Genomic DNA, 20895 nt, shown 5'->3' on the forward strand with positions numbered 1-20895 from the left:
GACCCCGATAGCAATGGCCTCCGGCAGGATCAACCGGAATGTACCTGGCCACTAAGGGCCAGGGGGCGTGGCGGGTATACTCAGACGAGTATACACCATCTTGCGTGGTCCGTAATTCGGCGACAACCGGATCGCGACCGATCGGGTGTCACCGAACTACCAAGGCTAACATCAGATCCCATCGTGTACGGCGGACCGCAGGGGTGGAATCCTCATGTCCTTCGGACTTCATTGTAGTGGACGACGGGTACATAAACCCGTCGAACCCACCTGCGGACATCGGTCCGCGGGAAGTCCGAGGCGGGACGTCCCGCCTCACTTCTTCGGACTAATTTGTAGAGTCGGAAGGGTACATAAACCCTTCGACCCAGCTCCGTCGGGCCGAAGCCCGACAGAACCCCGGGAGGGCGGCACGATGCTCGCCAACTCGGCGTCCGAGTACGGACTCGATTGTAGAGTACTTGGGTACTTAAACCCGTTCATCTTCGGTCGGCCCGTAGTAGTCCGAAATTCACCTGGAGGGACGAGGAATCTCTCGCCCTCCGCGTGTGTTGCGTCGCATCCTATTCGAGGCGAGGTAATCATAAAAGGCCGTCGAATCGGTTACTATGCAATTAACGTTCCTGTAGTATGTTGGTAATGTTCGAAATCGACGAAAGAGATAGATGTGTGCGGGCTGAATGGAGACACGAACACGTCGGTTCGTTGGGAATCATGGATATCGAAGCCCTGCGTGAGAGCGGTAGCGAACAGATCCACACCGTCGCGAGCGCACTCGACCTGCCTGACAGTGTGTGTGAAACTGGATACGCCATCTTCCACCAGGTGTACACGCCTGAGACACAGCAAGGGAGACCCTGTGACGTGATCGCCACGGCGGCTCTGTATCTGGCGTGCAAGCAAGAGAACGTTCCCGTCCATCCGACAGACATCGCTGAAGAGGCTGACCTCCAAGAGAAGTATCTCTACAGGCGTTCGAAGTGGATCCAGTCGGAGTTAGGAACGCGGATCCAGTCGTTCAACCCGAACGACTACGTCGACGAGTACTGCGAACAGCTCGGCCTTCCCGATGAAACGCGAAAGCTGGCTCAGAACATCGTCACCGTTACCACCGACCGAGGACTGGCCTCCGGTAAGTCGCCGCGAGGATTCGCCGCCGCTGCAGTGTACTACGCTGCGACGGTTCACAAGGAAGACTGTACGCAGGGTGACGTCCACGAGATCGCGGACGTGAGCAAAATCACGATACGGAACCGCTACCAGGAACAGGCGGAGGCGGTCGGCGACCTACTGTCGGACGGGGGCGAACTCGCGGCGGATTAATCGCCGTGAGCCAGATCGCTGGCTCGTTCGACCTGCGTCCCGTTGTACCGACACTGTTCGAGCGCGTGTTTCGCCGCCATACCGGCCTCGTGTGCGTTGCTCGCACGTCCAACGCCGACCTGTAAGTCCACGTCCACGCTCTCCGCGACGTGGTCGATGGCGTCCTGATACTCTGTGGCGTCGAGGTCCGGGCAGGTGGCGATGACGTTGTCGCCGCCCACGAAGAACGATAGCGACTCGTGCGCGCGGCGCATGTAACGCATGAGTTCCGCGTACCCCTGCTCGATAGTGATGAACGAGTCGAAGGCGTTGAGTTCGTCGGTGTACTTTCCGGTTGCGTTGATCACGTCGAAATGTGCGATCTGAACGTCGTCGTCGCTCCGTTCGAGATCAGAGAGCGGCTCTCCGCGGAGGATCTCTCTGCGGCCTTTGTCCTGTGCGCTCCCGGCGTCCTGTAACTGTGCAGTCGCATCGTCGAGCGCCGCGACCGGTGATGGGGCTGCAGCGACGCTGAGACTGATAGAGACCGGATATCGGTTCCCGATAGACTCCTGAACGCGCGCGTGGTCGTCGATATCCAGACCGTTCGTCACCGCGATCATATTGTCGAATCGGGTGAAGAACACGTACCCGTCGCGATTGCCGACCAGTTGCGATAGGTCGGCGTAGAGGCGGGACTGCATCGTCTGGAGATCGACCTCGCGTCGCGGTTCCGGAGTCACCGTCCAGGGACCGTAATTATCGATCTGAACGAGTGTTACCTGAGTGTTCGCCACGATGAGCGGTGCTATGGTGTACTCCCTTATTCCAGTATTGATTGACATCAGGCTGGGATCGACCCCCTCGACCACCACTGCCCGCTCGCGTTCAGCGACGTACCAAATCATACCCGTCACGCGCGCGTACGCGAAACCGTGTCTGACACCACTACATCCGAGGCCGAACGATTACTCACGAGCGAGCCATTAATGGCGCATCTCGCAACGAGCGTCGACGACCGCCCGCACGTCGCTCCCCTCTGGTACGTCTACGACGACGGCGTCGTCGAGATCGTGACGACCGGTCGGAAGTTAGCGAACGTCCGAGAAAACCCGCGCGTCGCGCTCTCGGTGCAGAAAGACGAAGACGGAGACCCTCACTGGATGGTGACGCTTCGCGGGACGGCAACGGTGGTCGAAGACGAGGACGCGTTCCGCGAGACCAACCGCCGGATAAACGCGAAATACGGCGTCGCCGAGGACGCACACGCTGAAAACACACTGGTTCGGATCGACGTCGGGTCAGTGAACTACCGGACGTACGACTGACCCCGGGACGCCAGGAAACAGGGTTGCGGTTGAGAGCGCCACACCGCCAAGGACGGGATGTGAGAGAAGGGATCCATCTTCGTCCGCAATTACCCAGGCCGGATTCATCACCGTCGTCGCGAAATGTAGGACGGTCTTCTCTCTGCCGTGTTTACAGTGGTGCTGTCGCGGTAACAGAGTCAGACCCGAAAGCGATCACGCACGTTACACTGGCGTATAAACCCGTGTACGAAGATATCTTCTTATGGATGGTCGAGTTCAAGTTGCTTGCTCGCGACCTGGGTCGGATGCTTCAGGCGCTGTCGCTCATGATGGCGGCCACTGTCGTCGTCGCCCTCATCTGGCGAGAGTTCTACGCGGTCCCGGCGCTGATCATTTCCGGCCTCATCCCGCTGGCAATCGGGAGTTCCCTCACCAGTTACTTCGGCGGTGCGGTAGAGGTCGGAAAGCTCCACGGCATGATGATCGCAGCGTCGGGATGGTTCCTCGTCGCGATATTCGGTAGCCTTCCGTTTTACCTGATCGCCTGGACGATCCACCTGGACCCGGCTCTTCTGAACGCACCCGAGCTCACTGGGCGGGCCGCGAGTACGGTCGGGGCCTTCCGCGATCCTCTCAACGCTTTCTTCGAAAGTATGAGTGGGTTCACCGGGACTGGACTGACGATGACCGACGACGAGTCGTCGCTCCCGCGGTCGCTGCAGTGGTGGCGGTCGTTCATCGAGTGGATCGGCGGCGTCGGCGTCATCGTTCTCACCACGGCTATCCTCGCCCGGCCCGGGAGCGGATCGCTCACACTCTACGAGAGCGAGGCACGCGAGGAGAAGATCCATCCGAGCATCATCTCGACCGTGCGGACGATCTGGTGGATCTTCCTCCTGTTTACGTTCCTCTCGATCACGCTGCTGTGGCTTGCCGGGATGCCCGCGTGGGATGCGATCAACCACGGGATGACCGGTCTCTCGACCGGCGGGTTTTCGATCACGGACAACTCGATCGCCACGTACGACAGCCCGCTCATCGACTTCGCGCTGTTTCCGGTGATGATCCTGGGGGGAATCGCCTTCCCCGTTCACTACCTGATTCTACAGGGGCAACTACGGAACTTTTACACCGACTTGCAGACCCGCTGGTTTTTCGGGTTCCTCGCAGTCGGTTCCGCGGCCGTCACGTGGCTGTTGAACAGGCAAGACACCTATGAGTCGACGTTCGCCGCGTTTCGCTACGGGGCCTTCCAGTTCGTCTCGGCGCTTTCGTGTACCGGGTTCCAGACGGCCGGCAGCCTCGGGCCGAAGTGGCCGACTGAGGCGCAACTGGCCATCGCGTTCGCGATGTCGATCGGGGCGGCCGCGGGGTCGACGGTCGGGGGGATCAAGCTCATCCGCGTCGCGACGTTCACCAAGGGGACGCTGTTTCGCATCCAGGGCGTGTTCGTCCCGGACACCGTCGTTCGCCGGTTCAAACTCGACAGCCGGAAACTCGACGATGTGGAGGCCGCCCGCGAGATCGAGGAGGCGGCCATCATCTCCTTCCTCTGGGTGGTCTTCCTCTCGGTGAGCACGCTCGTCCTGCTTCTCGTGTTGCCCATCGAACCGGGGGAGTTCACGCTCGAGAACGTCATATTCGAGGTGACCAGCGCCCAGGGCAACGTCGGCCTCTCCTCGGGTATCACCGGTCCAGATATGCCGACGCCTGCGAAGGTGATCTTCCTGTTCAACATGTGGATCGGGCGCCTGGAGATCATCCCGGTGCTCGTCCTGCTTCGGGGCCTCTTCCAGCAGTTCAACGTGTACGAATGAATCCAGAACAGATACCGTTCGTCCGTTTCGCGGCTCGCTTCGGCGTCGAGGACCGCGTGCTCGCGGCGTTCATGCTGGCCGGGCCGCTGGTCGTCTCCTCGCTCGCACTGCTCGGCCGGTCAGCGGTCACTTCCGTCCTCGCGGGAGCGTACGTAGGGCTGTTCGTCCTCTACGTCGCGTATCGGGGGGTCGCCACGGACGGGGAGTGATCCACCGCCCCCGGAACTTTGGAGGGTGGCCGTCGTAGCTCGTCCGATGTACATAATCATCGTCGGAGCGGGTCGGATCGGCACGCCGCTGATCGATCTCGCGACGGGCTCCGGACACGAGGTCGTCGTGATCGAGAGCGATGAGGTCGTCGCGGACCGCATCGCTGACGAGTACGACTGCATCGTCATCAACGCGGACGCCACGAGGATGAGCACGCTCGACGATGCCGACGTCGACGAGGCCGACGCGCTCATCTCGACCACAGACCGCGACGCGACAAACGTCATGGTCTGCCTGCTGGCGAAAAAGCGCAAAGTGCCGGCCGTCGTCTCGGTCGTCCACGACCCCGACCACATGGACCTGTTCAAGGAGATCGGGATCAGCACGATGGAGAACCCGTCGCGGCTCATCGCCGAACACCTCTTCCGGTCGGTCGTCCGCCCCTCTATCGTCGACTACATGCGCATCGGCGAGGCGGCGGAGGTGTTCGAGATCACGATCGACGAGGATGCCCCCATCGCGGGGAAGACGATCCGCGAGGCCGCGTCCGACGGGACACTGCAGGGCGAAGTGCTCATCGTCGCCGTCGAGCGCGGCGAGGGCGAACCGGTGACGCCGCAGGGTAACACCCCGCTCCGGCCGGGCGACCTCCTGACTGTGTACTCGGCGGAGGGGGCAACGCCGGACGTGACGGACATCTTCGGCCACTACGAGGACCAGGAATCGGAGTGACGGTGGGAGGCTTCGTCTTCGTCAGTATCGCAATTTTCGCGCCGGGCAGGAGACCGTACTGTCGGTAGAACGGATGAGGAACGGAGCGCTCCCGGCGGTGTTTCCTCATACGGATTGTTGTAACGATTTACCGGTCATCGCCGGTGCGGGTCGGCGATGACGAACGAGATGATAGCGCTGCTTCCCACCACGGCCACCGCCTGGCCGGACAACGAGAAGATCCCCGCCGCGATCATCGTGCCTAGCCCCAGCCCAAAGGCAACCCAGAAACCCAATGTCCGGGTGTGTTCCCATATACGCCGTTCAACAGCCACTCTGGTAAACGTCTGTGACAGCACGAGCGCATTTCGATTCTTCAGCACGGAGAGTGCAGGACATACTGAATTACCGTAACCCGATGGACTGAAAAACTGGTTCGTGTATGTGGACCCGTCGAGGGGCGAACGTAACCCCTTCAACGAACCCGATACCGACTGAGCCCTATTCCTTTCGAATTATTGAGAGAACAATAATGCTACCGGATTGAGGAATATCGAGCATGGACTAATCAATCATCACCCATACGTATTTGCCTGCAGATGTTCTATCACATAGCATGAACGTCCCCTCTAGGCACTGGTTTTCGGAGGTTCGCCAACTACTTTTCATCGGGTTCGGGGGAGTCATGGCGGTTGCTTTGTCGTATGATTACGTGACAACAGAAGGGGAATCAGACATGTTTTTTGTTATCATCGGGGCCGGTCTGTTGCTTGCAATGCTGGTGATTGTCCCTGTACTACTGGTTAACCGCAGGCAAGGTTCTGACTGATAAGTTCGCACGTGTAGTGAGCACACGATTCACGCTATACCGGCCGCATAACGTCCATGAGACGTAGCCGCTACTACTGGCGGTGATTCTGCTACGGACCTTCTCCGGCTTTCTTCATCGAAACCAGTTCGGGACGGACTAGTAGTGGTTGTGAGTCGGGTTCCAGTATCGTTTGCTGACCGAACCGTGACGTATTCACAACGAAGAAGCGTCTCGGAGAACTGTTTTCTCCTAATAGAACCCATCAGCAATGCTAAGAAAGGTTAATATATGGTATGGGGTCGGAGGGATTTGAACCCCCGATCGACTGATATCTCCGGCGCGCCTCGGTACCCCAGAGGGTCGTCAACGCGACCGATGATCAGTCGGTCGCTCGGTATATCAGTCTGGGATGTCGTCACCGGGCGCTGAAACCTCTGGAGTCAGTCGCCATTCCGGGCTTGGCCACGACCCCGCGATAGTCGCTTGGTCGGAGTTTCGTAAAGTGGTTTCGATTCAAGACCGAGCGCAGGCGGTTACTCCCGGTCAGTTTCGGCCCAGTCGCAGTCCTGGCACTTGTAGCCAGTGACGAACTCGGTAACGGTTGGCATGTAACCGACCTGAAGCACGTCCTCGCCGCAGTTCGGACACTCGCGGTCCGCATCCGTAATCGCCTCCGCTTCCATGATATCCTCGCCTTCGATCATCTCGGCCAGTGACTCGGCCGTGACCATACGACCTTGCACGACGCGGTTGCTCATACGCGAAGAAGTCGGTCGGGGGAAGTAAGCGTTCGCTTCTACAGCCACGGGGCGCGTCCCTCGGCCGATATCGGCGCGTCGACGGACTGGGCAGCCTCGTCGGAGTCCTCGGCGTCCTGTCCTCCGTCGGGCAGGGCGCGGTCGGGGGCCGAGTCGCGATGTCGCGCGTGGGTACTATCTTCGCGGACCGTCGCCGTTCCGCTGGGGTCGAACGCGAACAGCGCGGTCACGGCGAGGACGGCGAGTGGCGCGCGTCCGAACGGCATGCCGAGCAACGACAGCGGCAGGAGACCGAGGGCAACGGCGCTGCCGAACCTGAAGCGGTCGATGTCGACGTGTTCGCGCAGCGTCGGAGCGAGCAAAGCAACGAGGAACGCGAAGCCGACACCGACGCCCGCCGAGGCGACCGCTCGCAGGACTAACGCGGCGTCGGGCACCAGTACGAGTTCGGCACCGGCGGGGTCGAGACTGCCGATGAGTCCCAGGCCGACGATGACCGCCGGCCGAGGGAGGTACTCACCGATTCGCGCGCTCGCGGTCTGGGCCGCGACGGCCGCGATGACCAGCGCCGCGAAGCGCTCGAACAGTTCGAGATTCAGCAGGCTCTGTATCGTCGGGGCGAGCGCCGCTTCGACGGCCGCGACGACGAGCAACACCGCGCCGACGAGCAGAACAGTTCGGGCCTGCTCCCGCGGCGTTCCGTCCATCTCCGCGAGGATGACAGCGACCGTAGCGCTCCCGCCGAACACCAGTAGGCCGACCTGCAGGATGCCCGCCGTGGTGTCCAGCGCGCCGGCGAGAACCAGCGCGGGGAATATGCCGTCGACCAGCGGCAGACACATGATGGTCGCGAGTAGCTTGGTCGCATCGCTCAGCCGTTCTTCGAGGCCGAGTGCGATCTGCTCTCGGGACGTAGTCATCGCAGGCTAACCAGCATGGCCGTACCCCGCGGCCGGAAGGCGGTCTGAACTACAGTCGTGCCCGCAGTCGACGTTCTCCCGCCACTCGATCGGGGGGAGTGTCCGCGACCGTTTAAATGCCGTCGCCATCGCAAAAAACGAGAGGAGGGTGTCGGAGTCGGCGCTCGTCTGACCGGCGCGAGACGGTGCGATGGGACTGGCGGAGTCCATACTCGACTATCGAGTCGCCCGAAGAATAAGCATTGCGTGAGACGTGTATGCACGCCCCTGAGTGTCCGATTTCGGGGTATCTGACGTGCGGCTGGCTCCCACAGCGCCGGGCATCTCGCAACGTTTTTGGGCGGGGGAGCCCGACAGTTTACATGGCGAACGACGTTCCTGACGACGGCACTTTCTCCGAGAAGCTACGCGTACCGGAAGCGCTCACGTTCGACGACGTGTTGCTCCGACCGAAAGAGAGCAGCGTTGAACCGGACGAGGCGGACCTCTCGACGCGTGTCTCGACGAACGTCACCCTGAACGTCCCCGTCCTCTCGGCAGCGATGGACACCGTCACCGAGAGCGACCTGGCGATAGAGATGGCGCGCCAGGGTGGTCTCGGCGTCCTACACCGAAACATGGACGTCGACAAGATGGTCAGCGAGATAGTGCGCATCAAACGCGCGGACGAACTCATTATCCGGGAGGTCGTCACCGCGCGCCCCGACCAGACCGTCCGCGACGTCGACGAGATGATGAGCCGCAAGGGCGTCAGCGGAGCGCCAGTGGTAAACGACGACGACGAGGTACTCGGTATCATCAGCGGTACGGACATCCGCCCGTATCTGGAGGTCGGCGAGAGCGACGAAGTCCGCGAAGCGATGACCGACGAGGTCATCACCGCCCCGGAGGACGTCACGGCGCGCGAAGCGCTCGAACTGATGTACGAGTACAAGATCGAGCGAGTGCCCATCGTCGACGACGAGAACCGCCTGGTCGGTCTCGTCACGATGCAGGGCATCCTCCAGCGGCGCGAGTACGACAACGCCGCCCGCGACGAAGACGGGAAACTGATCGCCGGCGTCGCCGTCGGACCGTTCGAAACCGACCGCGCCGCGGCCGCCGACGAGGCCGGCGCAGACGTGGTTTTCATCGATTGCGCGCACGCACACAACAACAACGTGATCGAGGGTGCCGAAGAGATCAAAGAGTCCATCGACGCGGACGTGGTCGTCGGCAACGTCGGAACGCGAGAAGCCGCCGAGGCTCTCGTCGACTTCGCCGACGGTCTGAAGGTCGGTATCGGCCCGGGAAGCATCTGTACGACCCGCGTGGTCAGCGGGTCGGGCATGCCTCAGATAACGGCCGTCGCGCAGGTCGCGGACGTCGCCAGTCAGCATGACGTTCCCGTCATCGCGGACGGCGGCATCCGCTACTCGGGCGACGCGATCAAGGCTATCGCCGCCGGCGCGGACGCGGTCATGCTCGGGTCGTACTTCGCGGGTACCGACGAGGCACCCGGTCGCGTCATCACGATGAAAGGCAAGAAGTACAAGCAGTACCGCGGCATGGGAAGCGTCGGCGCGATGAAAGGCGGTGACGACGAGGAGAACCGCTACCTGAAAGAGGCCCCCGAGGACGACGAGGAGTACGTTCCCGAGGGCGTCGAGGCCGCAACGCCGTACAAGGGAAGTCTCCAGAGCGAACTCCACCAGCTAACCGGCGGTATGCAAAGCGGGATGGGGTACGTCGGCGCGGAGACGATACCGGGGTTCAAACGGCGCTCGGAGTTCGTCCGCGTCTCCTCCGCGGGCCAGCGCGAGAGCCACGCCCACGACGTCGTCATCACGGACGAAGCGCCGAACTACAGTCCGGACGAGTAGGCTCGGACAACGGTCTCTCGTAGGGACTGTTGTACGTCTGTCCGGGAGTTGTTCGTCGACCCCGTGTCGACGAATGCCGGAACACAGTTACAACGGCCTCTATCAGTTGCCAGCCGTCACGCACCGCGGTGAACACGCCGGACTCTCTGCCGCGTTCGAACTCGGATGCGCTTTAAACTCGCGACCACAGCCCGCGCAGTCGTAGGTCTCGAAGCCCGCCATACGTTTCGAGGTACAGCAGGATACGCTAAAGAAGTTTTGTCGACACTGACACGGGTCGAGCGACCGGAAACCGCCGACCGGTCCACCTGTATCAAATCCCCGTTGATTGCCGTCCGCTGTCCGCCGACCTCCGCTCCCGGCTTCGAGAGGTTTGCTGTAGAGTTAATAGGGGCGAGCGATTGGATGGAGAAGTGACACCCGACGAGAGAGCGACTACGGACGGGGAGTACGGTTCTTCGGACCCGCTCGTCCGACCGAAAGGGTACGTGGAGGAGACACCGGTCATCCGCCGGATCGGCGATAGAGAGCTCTATCTAGGGAACAGACTTGCGGCCGACCCCGAGGAACACGACCGCACGTTCGACTACGTCCTCTCGGCGACTACCGAGACACAGCCGCTCACGACGCATCATCGGCCCCTGACCGATGGCCCCGGGAACGGGTGGGTCGTCTTCGAGTCGGCTGTCGACACTGCCCGGACGCTGTACCGTCGAGAGGGATCCGTTTTAGTCAACTGTAAAGCCGGTATATCGCGGAGTACCACGGTCATCGCGGCGGCGCTCGCGGCCGAGGAAGACCGAACGTTCCGCGACGCACTCGCTTTCGTCCATGACGCTCGTCCGTACGCGATGCCGAACCCGGCTCTCCACGAGTTGGCGGTGGTGTATCTGGCTGCCCGGTCGCGGCCAGCGTAGTCGAACGGCCCGTTCCAGTCACGGAATTCTCCGCGGCACGTCCGTCCTGACCGATCTCGTTGGGTCCCGGCTGACGGCGGCAGCAAGTTCGGAACCGGACGATTGATCACGATAACAGTTAACAACACACACTACGAAGTGAAAACACGCCATGAACGTCCTCGACCGCATCCGTTCACTCGGGGAACCCCCGACCGAACAGTACCAGTGTGCGTACTGCGATCTCACGTACGAGACGTCGTATCTGGTCTGTCCGTCCTGCGGGGGCGACAAACTCGAACAGCTGTGAGGAGTCGGAGACGAAACGCGCGAGTCTTCGACTCACTAGCGTTCGTCAGAAGAGCGGGCCGGGCGCGATTTGAACACGCGACCGTCTGATTAAGAGTCAGACGCTCTGCCAGACTGAGCTACCGGCCCAATACACCCGAGAGTTACCGGGGTGTACTAAAATACGTTTTGTTTCTCCGGCGGGACCGTCCGAGAATCAGGGACGCGAGCACGACGATACTCGAAGCAACGACCAGTCACTCGATCTCGAACTGGGCTGATTCGGTCGAACCGCATTCGGGGCACATGTCCTCATCAGCGCTAAGGGAGGTGCCACAGCGGCGACACTCGTGGACCACGTTGGGCTCGTCGGCAAACAGTCGTTTCATTTTGTCGAGAAGCACGGTTTGACCTCCATTGAGATAGGTAGTGTAGCCGACGACGCGGGATCGGCACCGCGGAATTCGAGTCGTCGGCAGATTGGTGGGCGTGCTCGGATAATTCAGTCGAAGAGTATAACAGGTTCGGATCGGCTTCCAATCTCGGCGGAAGTAAAATGACTCGGTTTAGACGCCCAATAGAACGTCTACGTTCCTCTAGAGCTACTATCTGAAGAACCATCTCGGCGTGGATCGAGACGACTCGGCAGACATATATTCTGTCTCTCTTCCAGTGAAAGTAGCGCTCATTCGCGAGTTTCGTCGGGGAAAGAGCGTGTTCGGGACCGTTAAGTATCGTCCGAAGTAACAGAGCGGCAAATGAACACTGGCGTAACTATCTCCTCGATTTCGACGTACGCTATTCTCGGTTGCGGGAGCGTCGGTCACGCGGTCGCGGAGGAACTCGTAGACCAGGGGAAAGACGTGCTCATCGTCGACAAGGACGAAGGCCGGGTCGAGGCGTTGCGGGACCAGGACCTGAACGCTCAGCAGGCGAACATCGTCGACGAGTCCGTGGCCGAGACTGTCGCGAGCCGCGATGTGATCCTCATCATGTCCTCGGACGTAGAGGCGAACAAGGCGGCAGTAGCGAACATTCGCGAGAAAAACGACGACCAGTTCGTCGTCGTCCGCGCGAGCGACCCCGTCTCCAGCGACGAACTCCGGGAACTCGGCGCGGACCACGTCATCAACCCGTCCGCCGTCATCGCCGATTCCGCGCTTCGGTCGCTAGAAACCGGCGAGTTGGAGTACAAGGCGCGCCAGTTGAGCGACGTCCTGAGCGACACGAAAGAGCAGGTCGCGATACTCACTCACGACAATCCGGACCCGGATTCGATCGCAAGCGCCGCCGCGTTGCAGGCTATCGCAGAACACCTCGACGTGGAAGCGGACATCTTCTATCTCGGCGACATCGGTCATCAGGAGAACCGAGCGTTCGTCAATCTCCTGGGGATCGAACTCCACGACTGGACCGCCGTCGAGGACTTCGACACGTACGATACGGTCGCACTCGTCGACCACGCGAAGTCATCGGAAGTCGACCACGACCTGCCCGTCGATATCCTCATCGACCACTACGAACCCGACGAGGACTACGACGCGTCGTTCGTCGACGTCCGGCCGAACATGTCCTCGACATCGACGATCATGACGAAGTACATACAGGAGTTCGACATGAACGTCGGCGAGGAGGTCGCCACCGCGTTGCTGTACGGCATCCGTGCGGAGACGCTCGATTTCAAACGCGATACGACGCCCGCCGACCTGACGGCGGCGGCGTATCTCTACCCGTTCGCCAACCACGATACGCTGGAACAGGTCGAGTCGCCGAGCATGTCTCCGGAGACGCTGGACGTCCTCGCGGAAGCGATCACGAACCGCGAAGTCCAGGGGAGTCATCTCGTTTCGAACGCGGGGTTTATCCGCGACCGCGACGCCCTAGCGCAGGCCGCACAACACCTCCTGAACCTCGAAGGGATCACGACGACCGCGGTGTTCGGCATCGCCGACGACACCATCTACCTCGCCGCACGGTCGAAGGACATCCGCATGAACATCGGGAAGGTGCTCGCGGACGCCTACGCGGAGATCGGCGAGGCCGCGGGCCACTCGACGCAGGCGAGCGCGGAGATACCGCTCGGCATCTTCACGGGCATCGAGACGAACGAGGAAAACCGTGATACGCTCCTCAAGTTGACTGAGGAAGCGGTGAAACGAAAACTGTTCGACGCGATGGGCGTCGAGAGCGGCGAGAGCGGGAACGGGTCCTAAACGACCGCTTCTTCGCTTTCGTCCTCGGGGCGTTGGATCCGTTCTATCACGTCGTTTATCAGTACGATATCACCGACGGCTTTGACCCAGCGGTACGGGATGATGACGCCCCGGGCGTCGTCGCGAACGCCCGCGAACAGGTCCCGATTGAGTTCGCGTAGTGCGAGGCCGGTGACGAGTTCCGTGTCGAGATCGAGGCGCACGTCCTCGATCTCGCCGACGAAAACGCCGCCGTTCGAGTACACCTCCCGCCCGACGAGTGCAGTGATCTCCTGGGGTGTGTCGTCCATACAGAACCGGTGGGCAGGGTGTGCCTTAATTGTTAGTCAGACGCGCGGCGACAGTCTCGGCCGGTATCGGATGCTGTTGGATCATTATACAAAAGATATATGTGATTATAATCAAACGCTGACTTTCATTTCGGGAGGTGAGGTTATATGCGAGGCAACGGTGTATCTCTAATGCCGGGGTGCCTCTGACAACCGGCAAACAACGTCGGGTTGACTTGCCCGGGTCGGCCCGACGAAACGGGGGAAACCCCGTTCGGTGGCTCCGTATCGCTTTTGCTACACTGACAGACGTGCGTCACCGAAGGTGTTCTATCGGTCAGATACGCGAAATAGACGACACGGAGAGTCGGCAGTAGACCCGACCGGGAGTCTGACTGCGATCATGCCTTACTTCAGACAGCACGCGCGTAGCCGATGATATGGACCGGCACGACGCGGCGACGGCGGTGTATGCGGGTCTTTTGCTCGTAGTGCTCGGCGGCGTCGCCTGGGCCGCCGGCGAACCGTTCGTTTTCCCGAGTCTCGGACCGTCCGCCTTTCTCATGGCGAAGGCTCGACGAGGGTCTTCGGTTACGCCCCGGCGGGTCATCGGCGGTCACACTGTCGGCGTCATCGGTGGACTCGTCACCTACGGGTTGGTCGACCCGGGCGTGGCGCTGTCAACCTCGCTGCCCGCGTTCTCGGAGGGGGCACTTGAACTCGCTGTGGCCGCGGCGCTTTCGGTTCTGCTGACGAGCGTCGGGATGCTGGCCACGAATACGAGCCATCCGCCGGCGTGCGCGACGACGCTCATCGTCGCTCTGGGCGTTCTCCCTACCGTCCGAGCCGGCGCAGTGATCGTCCTCGCGGTGACGGTCCTCGTCGCGGTTCACGAACTCGTACTGCGGTCGGTAGCGCTATAGTAACAGCTGAAACGATTTACACACCGATCGCACAGCTGTCGTGCGATCGGGTGTGCAATGACTGTCAGTGGCTACTATAGTTCTGTCGCGATTAAACCGGTCCCGAACGGCGGCAAGCGGGTCCGGATAGCCGACGTAGCGCGGTTCGCGGGGCGACCGTGCTGGTTCCAGTCCGGAAGGAACTGTCGCCGGCCGTTCCGAAGGCCATCCATATGACTCCAGGCGACGAATTGCCACCCGATGGTCTCGATCGTCACCGGCGGACGATTGCTGACTGGGGTCGCCCTGATCCTCACCAACGGCTTTTTCGTCGCTATCGAGTTCGCATTGACCAGAGTCCGGCAGTACGACGAGTCGGAGTTCGACGCTCCCGGCCTCCGGCGTGCCTGGGAAATGACCGAACGCCTGGAGATCTACCTCACGAGCTGCCAGGTCGGGATCACTGCCTCGAGCATCGCGCTGGGCGTCGTCGCCGAACCGGCCCTGGTCGAACTGCTCGCGCCGCTGACTGCGGTGCTTTCCGGCGCTTTGCCCGCTGCGCTTCCCGGCGGTTCGGGTCACGTGGTCGGTGCGACGCTTGCGTTCATCATCATCAATCTCCTCCATCTCACCCACGGCGAGCAGACGCCGACGTACCTCGGCGTCGAGAAGACGAAATTCGTCGCACGATACGGTGCCGGGCCGCTGTACTGGTTCACGAAGGCGATCACTCCGCTGATCGCCTTCGGCGACTGGGTGGCGAAGGCGACGCTCCGACTGTTCGGAATCGACGTAACTCGCCCGTGGGCGGACGACGAAGAGGAACTGATCTCGACGCGTGCAGCGCTCAGGAGCGAGATAAACGAAGCGCTGAGTCAGGGCCCGGTTTCGGACGAACGGGAACAGGAGATACTGAACGCCCTCCAGATCGGCGACGAACCGGTCGGACAGATCATGGTGCCACGCGAGGGTGTCGTCTCCCTCTCGGTCGAGGACGAGTTCGAGACGAACCTCGCTCGGATGCAGGAACACCCGCACGTCCGGTTTCCGCTCGTAGAAGGCGACTTCGAGGGGTTCCGCGGCGTCGTGTACTCGCCCGACGTCTTACGGAACCTCGAACCGCTTCGATCCGGACAAACCACCCTTACCGACATCTCCCGCGACGCCGTCGAGATAGATTCCGAGACGTCCGTCAGCGACGCTATCGATCGGTTTCAGTCGGCCGGAGAGGAGTTAGCTCTCGTGGTCGATGCGGGTGATGTCGTCGGATTACTAACGGCGACCGACGCCTGGGAAGCCATCACCGGGGAGTTAGAGGACCCGCTCAACGAGTACACCCCTGCCGCGTGACCGCCCGCACGGACGCGGCTCTCCGAGCGATCGCTCGGACAGTCACCGGTTCCAGCCGACCGCCTGCGAGCGCATCGACGGCCGCGCAGTCACGCGTCGGGCGCGAACTCCTCGTCGAACAGTTCTCGAACGCTCGCGTACGTTTCGTCAGTGATAGCGTCGCGGACTACCGCGTAAACGCCTCGGACCTGCCGGCTGCGGGCCTGCGATATGACCGCGGAGAGGAACTGATACACGCTGTCCGACTGGGCGTACATCAGTAGGACGTTGACGTTGTCGAAAACGACCCACCCGGCACCGGGTTCGACGTGACGCATCGCGTTGGAAAACCGGAGGTTGATGCCGGTGAGGTCGGTGGGACCGACGACATCGGCCACCCACAGCGGACCGTCGTAGTTGATCGATGATCCGGAAACTGGGACGACTCCTACTTTCGACGGCTCGCCGCCCATCTCGCGAACGGTCCGTTCGATCTTGGTCGGCGACCGCGTGACGGAGACCACGAGCAAGTTTTCGAACGCGTCCGCGGGGAGACGTTCGAGCGGCGACCGCATCGACGGGACGGAAAGCAGACACTGCGTCCCCGGGTCGACCGAGATCTGCTCCCGGCGATCGGCGCGGTTACTCGTCGTTAGCACGGTCGAACCCTCCGCTTGTCGTTGTATCCACTATTTCGAAGGCGTCAGTCTCGGCGGTGACGAATTCGCTGGCGAACGACCAGATCCCGACTGTCATACAGGTCGTCGCAAGGAAGTGAAGGGCGCTTCGGACCCCGAAGTCCCCGATCCCGAACGTTCCCAGGATGTACGTCGCGGTAAAGACCAGAAAGCCCAGAGATAGAAAGACGAACCCCTCCGAGTACGCCACGTTCTGGGCGTAGGCGACCAGCGGATAGACGAGTAACGCGCCGGTCACGAAAAGCAGGACGGATTGGGTGACGAACACCGCACCGGCGATGTCCATCTCAGACCGCCCTCCGTTCAGTGAGTAGCAAGATCCCGTTGACAGTCGCCACCAACGCCGCTCCGACGCCGATCGACGAGAACACGAGATATCCGGTTCCCGTAGTCTCGCCCCCGAGCAGGGAGATAGCGTCCGACAGGATGAACGCGAAGATGGTCACAGGAAGGGGCTTCAGCATTGCGCCGAACGGGGCGTTACGAAACCCGTACGCCGCGATTACTGACAACGGCAGCGCTACTGACAGCATCGACACCGTGGCGAGGGCGAACACGTCGCCCGCCGTGACGGCACCCGTCCCGTCAATCGACATTATTCTGACGTATCCGAACACGATCATTCGAGAAGAACGCGACCGCAACGTAGTAAACCCGATGGCCGGATCGCCCCGTCGTCGCCGTAGCCACCGACAGGGGTCACAGCGCGTCGGAGATGCGCTCTAGGGGACCGTCCGCGAGTTCTGCCGCATCGGCCGGTATCGTTTTCCACCCCGCGGCCTCGGCGGCTTCGAGGTCGGAGTCGTGATTGGAGACGTAGACGAACGTCTCGGCGTCCGCCGCCGCTTCGGCCGCGGCGAACAGGTCTCCGCTCGCTTTCGTCGCATCGCGCTCGTACGATATGACCACGTCGTCGAGCGAGTCCGCGATCCCCAGTTTCTCCAGTTTCGCGCGCTGGAGGTCCGGCAAGCCGCTGGTGAGGACGCCGACGGCGTGCTCCGCGCCGACGGTTTCGACCAGGCCCGGGAGGTCCGCGACGGCAGGGCGGACGGCGTCGACTTCCAGTTGCTTCTGGAGGTCAGCGGCCTCCTCGGCCGAGACGTCGACATCGGCGGTTATGTCGTCGAAGTACGCCGCGTACGACCCCACGAGCGGATCGTCCTCCAGTTCGAGGAACCGGTCGAAAAACAGGTTTGAGTGTTTCGTCGGATCTATCTCCGGGTCCGGAACGTCGGCGTGCTGGAGAACCTCCACGGCGAGAGCGTCGAAGGGACGCTCCATCCGGGTGAGTGTCAGGTCGAGATTGAAGTAGACGGCCGGCATGAGCGGCAGTTCCAACGCCGCGACGGTATTCCTTGCGATCAGCGGGCGTCTTTCGGCGGTCAGTGGCCGAGCAAGCCGTCCACGTCGGCGTGGTCAGCGAGCAGCGACCGCATCGTCGCGACCGTCTCGGCGTCGCGGGTGCGTCCCGAGCGGACCACTTCTTCCGCCCGGTCGACCGTCGTCAGCGTGTCCGTCTGGACGAGCAGGATCGGGACGCCCTTATCGGCGGCTTTCCCCACGACCGATCCGGACGGCCGGTGCCCGCCGGTCAGGATCAGGCATCTGACGCCGGGGGCTTCGAGCGCCGCCGTGTGGATGTCCGCGCGGTCGCCGCCGGTGATGACGGCGGCGTCTTTCGTCCGCCGGAAATGTCGCAGTGCTTCGTCAGCACCCATCGCGCCGACGCTGAACCGTTCGACGTACCCGTCGGTCGGAACGTCAGTAACGACATCTGCGGCCAGTTCTTCCGCCAGTTCGCCGACAGTCACGCCCGCCAGATCCCGGTCGCGGGGGAGAACACCGTAGACGGTGATCCCGCGCCCTTCGAGGAAGGGGACGACGTCCGTTTCCAGCGCGTCGAAGTTCGCGTCCGCGACGAGGTTGAACACGACGCCGTCGAGGCGGTCGCCCAGTCGGTCGGCGGCGGCGATGATGTCGTCGGCGTCGCTCGGCCGTTCGTACGTCGCGACGAGCACGACACGAGCGTCGATGATATCGGCTATCTGGTCGTCTGTCAGGTCGACGATGCCACCGGTAGTGAGACTGCCGCCGCCCTCGACGAACACGTGGTCTGCGTCCGCGGCGATGGAGTCGAACCGCTCGGCGACGGTGTCGCGAAGTTCCTCCGGGTCCTCGCGGCCGCGGATCGCCTGCTCGACGAACGTGGGGGAGTAGACGATAGGCTCCATCTCGTGCATCTCGGCGTCAAGGCCGAGCAGTTCCCGCGCGAGCATCGGGTCGTCGTCCATCGTCTTGCCGACGTTGCTCTGGAGACGGGTCCCCTTCGGCTTCATGTAACTGACCGACTCGCCGCCCTCCCGTGCCAACTGGGCGAGCGCGAGGGTAATGGCGGTCTTACCGGTGCTTTCGTCTATCGATGTCACGAGCGTGGTGTGGGTCATAGCTTGTCGGTGTCTACGGTGAGTCTGATGTCGACTGCCTGTACTCCGTCCGGCCCCGCGACGAGCGGGTTGATGTCGAGTTCGAGTATCGCCGGGAAGTCCGTTACCAACTGCGAGAGCCGCTGGATCGTTTCGACGATCGCGCCCTCGTCAGCGGACGTTCTGCCGCGGGCACCGCGGAGAAGCGGCGCGGCTTTGATCTCGTCTATCATTTCGGTCGCTTCGTCGCGGCCGACGGGGGCGACACGAACCGTCGTGTCTTCGAGTATCTCGACGAAGATACCGCCCAGACCGAACAGGACGAGCGGTCCGAACTGCGGGTCCCGGTTCATCCCGACGATAGTCTCGGTGCCCGTATCGAGGTCGACCATCTCCTGAACCTGAACGCCGATCACCGTGGCGTCGGGCTGATAGTTCCGGGCGCGGGTGATCAGGTCCTCGTACGCGTCGTACACGTCCTCGTTTTCGACACCGACTTTCACGCCGCCGATGTCGGACTTGTGAAGGATGTCGGGGCTGACTATCTTCATCACGACCGGTCCGTCGATGTCCTGTGCGACCGACACTGCATCCTCGGGCGCGTCGGTGATGTCGCCCTCCGGCGTCGGGATGCCGTAGGCGTCTAACAGGTCCATCGCCTCGACGCCGAGGCGGTTGTCCCCCCGTCGCTTCGCGCCGCGAAGCACGTCCCGCGCTCGCTCGCGGTCGACGTCGAACTCGGCGGGCGGTTCGACCGTGTGGTCCCGGATATCGCGGTACTCCGAGAGCGCTTCGAGGCTCCGGATGCCGCGGGCGGGGTCGAAGTAGTTCGGGATGCCGCCCTCGCGGAGGACGTCCGCCGCCGCCTCGGTGCTCTCGCCGCCCATCAGGCAGGTGACGACGGGTTTGCCGTGTTTCTCCTGCAGGGCGAGGATCTCCTCGGCGAGCGTCTCGAACGACAGGACTGCGGTCGGGGCGGAGACGACCACCGCCGCGCCGACGCCGTCGTCCGACAGCGCGACGTCGATCGCCGACCGAAACCGCTCGATGTCGGCGTCTCCGATCGTGTCGACCGGGTTGTACACGTTCGCCTCGTCCGGCAGAGCGTCCTGTAGCGCCGAGATCGTCTCGTCCGAGAACGACGCGAGCGAGAGGCGGGAATCGCCGATGGCGTCCGTCGCCATCACGCCGGGGCCGCCGGCGTTCGTGACGACGGCCACGCCGTCGCTGTCGGGGAGCGGTTGCCCCGAAAGCGCCCGGGCGTAGTCGAACAGTTCCTGAACCGTCTCGACTCGCTGGACGCCCGCCTGTTCGAGACCGGCCTCGTACGCCTCGTCGCTCCCGGCGATGGATCCGGTGTGCGAGGACGCGGCTTGCGCGCCCGCGTCAGTCCGGCCCGACTTCACGAGCACTATCGGCGTGTCGTCGGTCACGTCGCGGGCGGTACGGATGAACTCCTGACCGTTGTCGATGCCTTCGAGGTAGCCGAGGATCACGTCGGTGTCGGGGTCGTCGCCCCACTCCCGGACGAAATCAGTTTCGTCCAGAACGGCCTCGTTTCCGAGGGAGACGACGTCTTTGAAGCCGAGCCCCTGGTCGTTCGCCCAGTCGAGCACGGCGGTGATGAACGCGCCGGACTGACTCATGAACGAGAGCGACCCCGGAAGCGCCTTCTCCGGGCCGAACGTGGCGTTCATGTCGACGGGAGTGCTCATCACGCCGAGGCTGTTGGGGCCGACGAGGTTGAGGTCGTGTTCCTCTGCCACGGCGACGAGTTCCCGCTCCCGGGCGGCCCCGTCGCTGCCGGTTTCGCTGAACCCGGCGGTGATGACGACGACGTTCTCGACGCCCGCCTCCGCGGCCTCCTCGACGGCGTCGACAGCGATCTGAGGCGGAACGACCACGACAGCCAGGTCGGGCGCGTCGGGGACGCTCCCGACGTCCGGATAGCAGTCGAGGCCGAGAACCGACTCCCGGTTGGGGTTCACCGGGACGACGCTCCCGTCGAACTCGTCACGCAGATTCGTCACGATGGCCCGACCGACCGACCCCTCGCGGTCGGTTGCGCCGACGACTGCGACGCTCTCGGGCGCGAACAACTCGGATAACGATCCCATCGTTTTCAACTTCGCCCGCACGAGTGATTAAATGTATGCATCTTCCCGCCGGACGGGAA

The 20895-nt window shown here is 62.5% G+C and carries 24 protein-coding genes and 2 tRNA genes; 12 read left to right on the forward strand and 14 right to left on the reverse strand.

Features of this window, described 5'->3' with window-relative positions; genetic code table 11:
- Positions 1 to 714: 714 nt before the first annotated feature.
- Positions 715 to 1323, forward strand: a complete 609-nt coding sequence (locus SM753_RS00005) for a transcription initiation factor IIB family protein (protein ID WP_323190089.1) — start codon at positions 715 to 717, stop codon at positions 1321 to 1323.
- On the opposite strand, the gene SM753_RS00010 is transcribed toward SM753_RS00005, so the two are convergent.
- The gene (locus SM753_RS00010; protein WP_138798636.1) at positions 1320 to 2099 is read right to left on the reverse strand and encodes a GTP cyclohydrolase III; all 780 of its coding nucleotides are present in this window, start codon (positions 2097 to 2099) and stop codon (positions 1320 to 1322) included. The two genes, SM753_RS00005 and SM753_RS00010, sit on opposite strands and share 4 nt — an antisense overlap.
- A gap of 138 nt (positions 2100 to 2237) precedes the next feature.
- Between SM753_RS00010 and SM753_RS00015 the strand changes: the two genes are divergently transcribed.
- From SM753_RS00015 to SM753_RS00035, 5 genes are all read left to right on the forward strand, one after another.
- Positions 2238 to 2630, forward strand: coding sequence for a pyridoxamine 5'-phosphate oxidase family protein (locus SM753_RS00015; protein ID WP_323190090.1), 393 nt, complete (start codon positions 2238 to 2240; stop codon positions 2628 to 2630).
- 248 nt (positions 2631 to 2878) lie between these two features.
- Positions 2879 to 4429 carry a TrkH family potassium uptake protein gene (locus SM753_RS00020; protein ID WP_323190091.1) on the forward strand — a complete coding sequence of 517 codons (1551 nt, stop codon included), beginning with the start codon at positions 2879 to 2881 and terminating at the stop codon, positions 4427 to 4429.
- On the forward strand, positions 4426 to 4638 hold the full coding sequence (locus SM753_RS00025) for a hypothetical protein (RefSeq protein WP_138797391.1): 213 nt from the start codon (positions 4426 to 4428) through the stop codon (positions 4636 to 4638). Before SM753_RS00020 ends, SM753_RS00025 begins: the two co-directional genes overlap by 4 nt.
- Before the next feature lie 46 nt (positions 4639 to 4684).
- Positions 4685 to 5371, forward strand: coding sequence for a TrkA family potassium uptake protein (locus SM753_RS00030; protein WP_323190092.1), 687 nt, complete (start codon positions 4685 to 4687; stop codon positions 5369 to 5371).
- Between the two features lie 595 nt (positions 5372 to 5966).
- Entirely contained in the window at positions 5967 to 6179 is a 213-nt protein-coding gene (locus SM753_RS00035; protein ID WP_323190093.1) for a hypothetical protein, read from the forward strand.
- A 276-nt stretch (positions 6180 to 6455) separates the two neighbouring features.
- Here the strand turns inward: SM753_RS00035 and SM753_RS00040 are convergent.
- The 4 genes from SM753_RS00040 to SM753_RS00055 form a co-directional block, all read right to left on the reverse strand.
- A tRNA-Trp gene (locus SM753_RS00040) sits at positions 6456 to 6633 on the reverse strand.
- Between the two features lie 61 nt (positions 6634 to 6694).
- Positions 6695 to 6919, reverse strand: a complete 225-nt coding sequence (locus SM753_RS00045; protein WP_138797394.1) for a DUF5795 family protein — start codon at positions 6917 to 6919, stop codon at positions 6695 to 6697.
- 38 nt (positions 6920 to 6957) lie between these two features.
- On the reverse strand, positions 6958 to 7839 hold the full coding sequence (locus tag SM753_RS00050) for a DUF5794 domain-containing protein (protein ID WP_323190094.1): 882 nt from the start codon (positions 7837 to 7839) through the stop codon (positions 6958 to 6960).
- Positions 7840 to 7845: 6 nt separating this feature from the next.
- On the reverse strand, positions 7846 to 8049 hold the full coding sequence (locus tag SM753_RS00055; protein WP_323190095.1) for a hypothetical protein: 204 nt from the start codon (positions 8047 to 8049) through the stop codon (positions 7846 to 7848).
- A gap of 152 nt (positions 8050 to 8201) precedes the next feature.
- Between SM753_RS00055 and guaB the strand changes: the two genes are divergently transcribed.
- The 3 genes from guaB to SM753_RS00070 all read left to right on the forward strand — a co-directional run bounded on the left by guaB (position 8202) and on the right by SM753_RS00070 (position 10907).
- Positions 8202 to 9701 carry an IMP dehydrogenase gene (gene guaB / locus SM753_RS00060; protein ID WP_135534050.1) on the forward strand — a complete coding sequence of 500 codons (1500 nt, stop codon included), beginning with the start codon at positions 8202 to 8204 and terminating at the stop codon, positions 9699 to 9701.
- 413 nt (positions 9702 to 10114) lie between these two features.
- Positions 10115 to 10618: a dual specificity protein phosphatase gene (locus SM753_RS00065; RefSeq protein WP_323190096.1), complete on the forward strand. Its 504-nt coding sequence runs from the start codon at positions 10115 to 10117 to the stop codon at positions 10616 to 10618.
- 151 nt (positions 10619 to 10769) lie between these two features.
- Positions 10770 to 10907, forward strand: a complete 138-nt coding sequence (locus SM753_RS00070; protein ID WP_168192953.1) for a hypothetical protein — start codon at positions 10770 to 10772, stop codon at positions 10905 to 10907.
- Positions 10908 to 10961: 54 nt separating this feature from the next.
- Here the strand turns inward: SM753_RS00070 and SM753_RS00075 are convergent.
- Both SM753_RS00075 and SM753_RS00080 read right to left on the reverse strand, forming a co-directional pair.
- Positions 10962 to 11035: transfer RNA gene (locus SM753_RS00075), tRNA-Lys, on the reverse strand.
- Between the two features lie 107 nt (positions 11036 to 11142).
- Positions 11143 to 11289: a hypothetical protein gene (locus SM753_RS00080; RefSeq protein WP_168192954.1), complete on the reverse strand. Its 147-nt coding sequence runs from the start codon at positions 11287 to 11289 to the stop codon at positions 11143 to 11145.
- Positions 11290 to 11643: 354 nt separating this feature from the next.
- Here SM753_RS00080 and SM753_RS00085 point away from each other — a divergent pair, with 354 nt between their 5' ends.
- The gene (locus SM753_RS00085) at positions 11644 to 13098 is read left to right on the forward strand and encodes a DHH family phosphoesterase (protein ID WP_135534052.1); all 1455 of its coding nucleotides are present in this window, start codon (positions 11644 to 11646) and stop codon (positions 13096 to 13098) included.
- Here SM753_RS00085 and SM753_RS00090 read toward each other — a convergent pair.
- Complete coding sequence (locus SM753_RS00090; protein ID WP_135534053.1) at positions 13095 to 13388, reverse strand: PRC-barrel domain-containing protein; 294 nt, start codon at positions 13386 to 13388, stop codon at positions 13095 to 13097. The two genes, SM753_RS00085 and SM753_RS00090, sit on opposite strands and share 4 nt — an antisense overlap.
- Positions 13389 to 13807: 419 nt before the next feature.
- Between SM753_RS00090 and SM753_RS00095 the strand changes: the two genes are divergently transcribed.
- Both SM753_RS00095 and SM753_RS00100 read left to right on the forward strand, forming a co-directional pair.
- Entirely contained in the window at positions 13808 to 14290 is a 483-nt protein-coding gene (locus SM753_RS00095; RefSeq protein ID WP_323190097.1) for an HPP family protein, read from the forward strand.
- Between the two features lie 240 nt (positions 14291 to 14530).
- The gene (locus tag SM753_RS00100) at positions 14531 to 15619 is read left to right on the forward strand and encodes a hemolysin family protein (protein WP_323190098.1); all 1089 of its coding nucleotides are present in this window, start codon (positions 14531 to 14533) and stop codon (positions 15617 to 15619) included.
- An 89-nt stretch (positions 15620 to 15708) separates the two neighbouring features.
- On the opposite strand, the gene SM753_RS00105 is transcribed toward SM753_RS00100, so the two are convergent.
- The 6 genes from SM753_RS00105 to SM753_RS00130 form a co-directional block, all read right to left on the reverse strand.
- Positions 15709 to 16257, reverse strand: a complete 549-nt coding sequence (locus SM753_RS00105; RefSeq protein WP_323190099.1) for a hypothetical protein — start codon at positions 16255 to 16257, stop codon at positions 15709 to 15711.
- A complete protein-coding gene (locus tag SM753_RS00110; RefSeq protein WP_323190100.1) occupies positions 16241 to 16582 on the reverse strand; it encodes a hypothetical protein in 342 nt (113 codons plus the stop codon). Before SM753_RS00110 ends, SM753_RS00105 begins: the two co-directional genes overlap by 17 nt.
- Position 16583: 1 nt before the next feature.
- Entirely contained in the window at positions 16584 to 16892 is a 309-nt protein-coding gene (locus SM753_RS00115) for a hypothetical protein (RefSeq protein ID WP_323190101.1), read from the reverse strand.
- 103 nt (positions 16893 to 16995) lie between these two features.
- Positions 16996 to 17619, reverse strand: a complete 624-nt coding sequence (locus SM753_RS00120; RefSeq protein ID WP_323190102.1) for an HAD-IA family hydrolase — start codon at positions 17617 to 17619, stop codon at positions 16996 to 16998.
- 59 nt (positions 17620 to 17678) lie between these two features.
- Complete coding sequence (locus SM753_RS00125; protein ID WP_323190103.1) at positions 17679 to 18740, reverse strand: phosphotransacetylase family protein; 1062 nt, start codon at positions 18738 to 18740, stop codon at positions 17679 to 17681.
- A complete protein-coding gene (locus SM753_RS00130) occupies positions 18737 to 20836 on the reverse strand; it encodes an acetate--CoA ligase family protein (RefSeq protein ID WP_323190104.1) in 2100 nt (699 codons plus the stop codon). Before SM753_RS00130 ends, SM753_RS00125 begins: the two co-directional genes overlap by 4 nt.
- Positions 20837 to 20895 lie beyond the last annotated feature (59 nt).

This window comes from Halostella sp. PRR32 (assembly GCF_034808085.1).
Lineage (GTDB): Archaea > Halobacteriota > Halobacteria > Halobacteriales > Natronoarchaeaceae > Halostella > Halostella pelagica.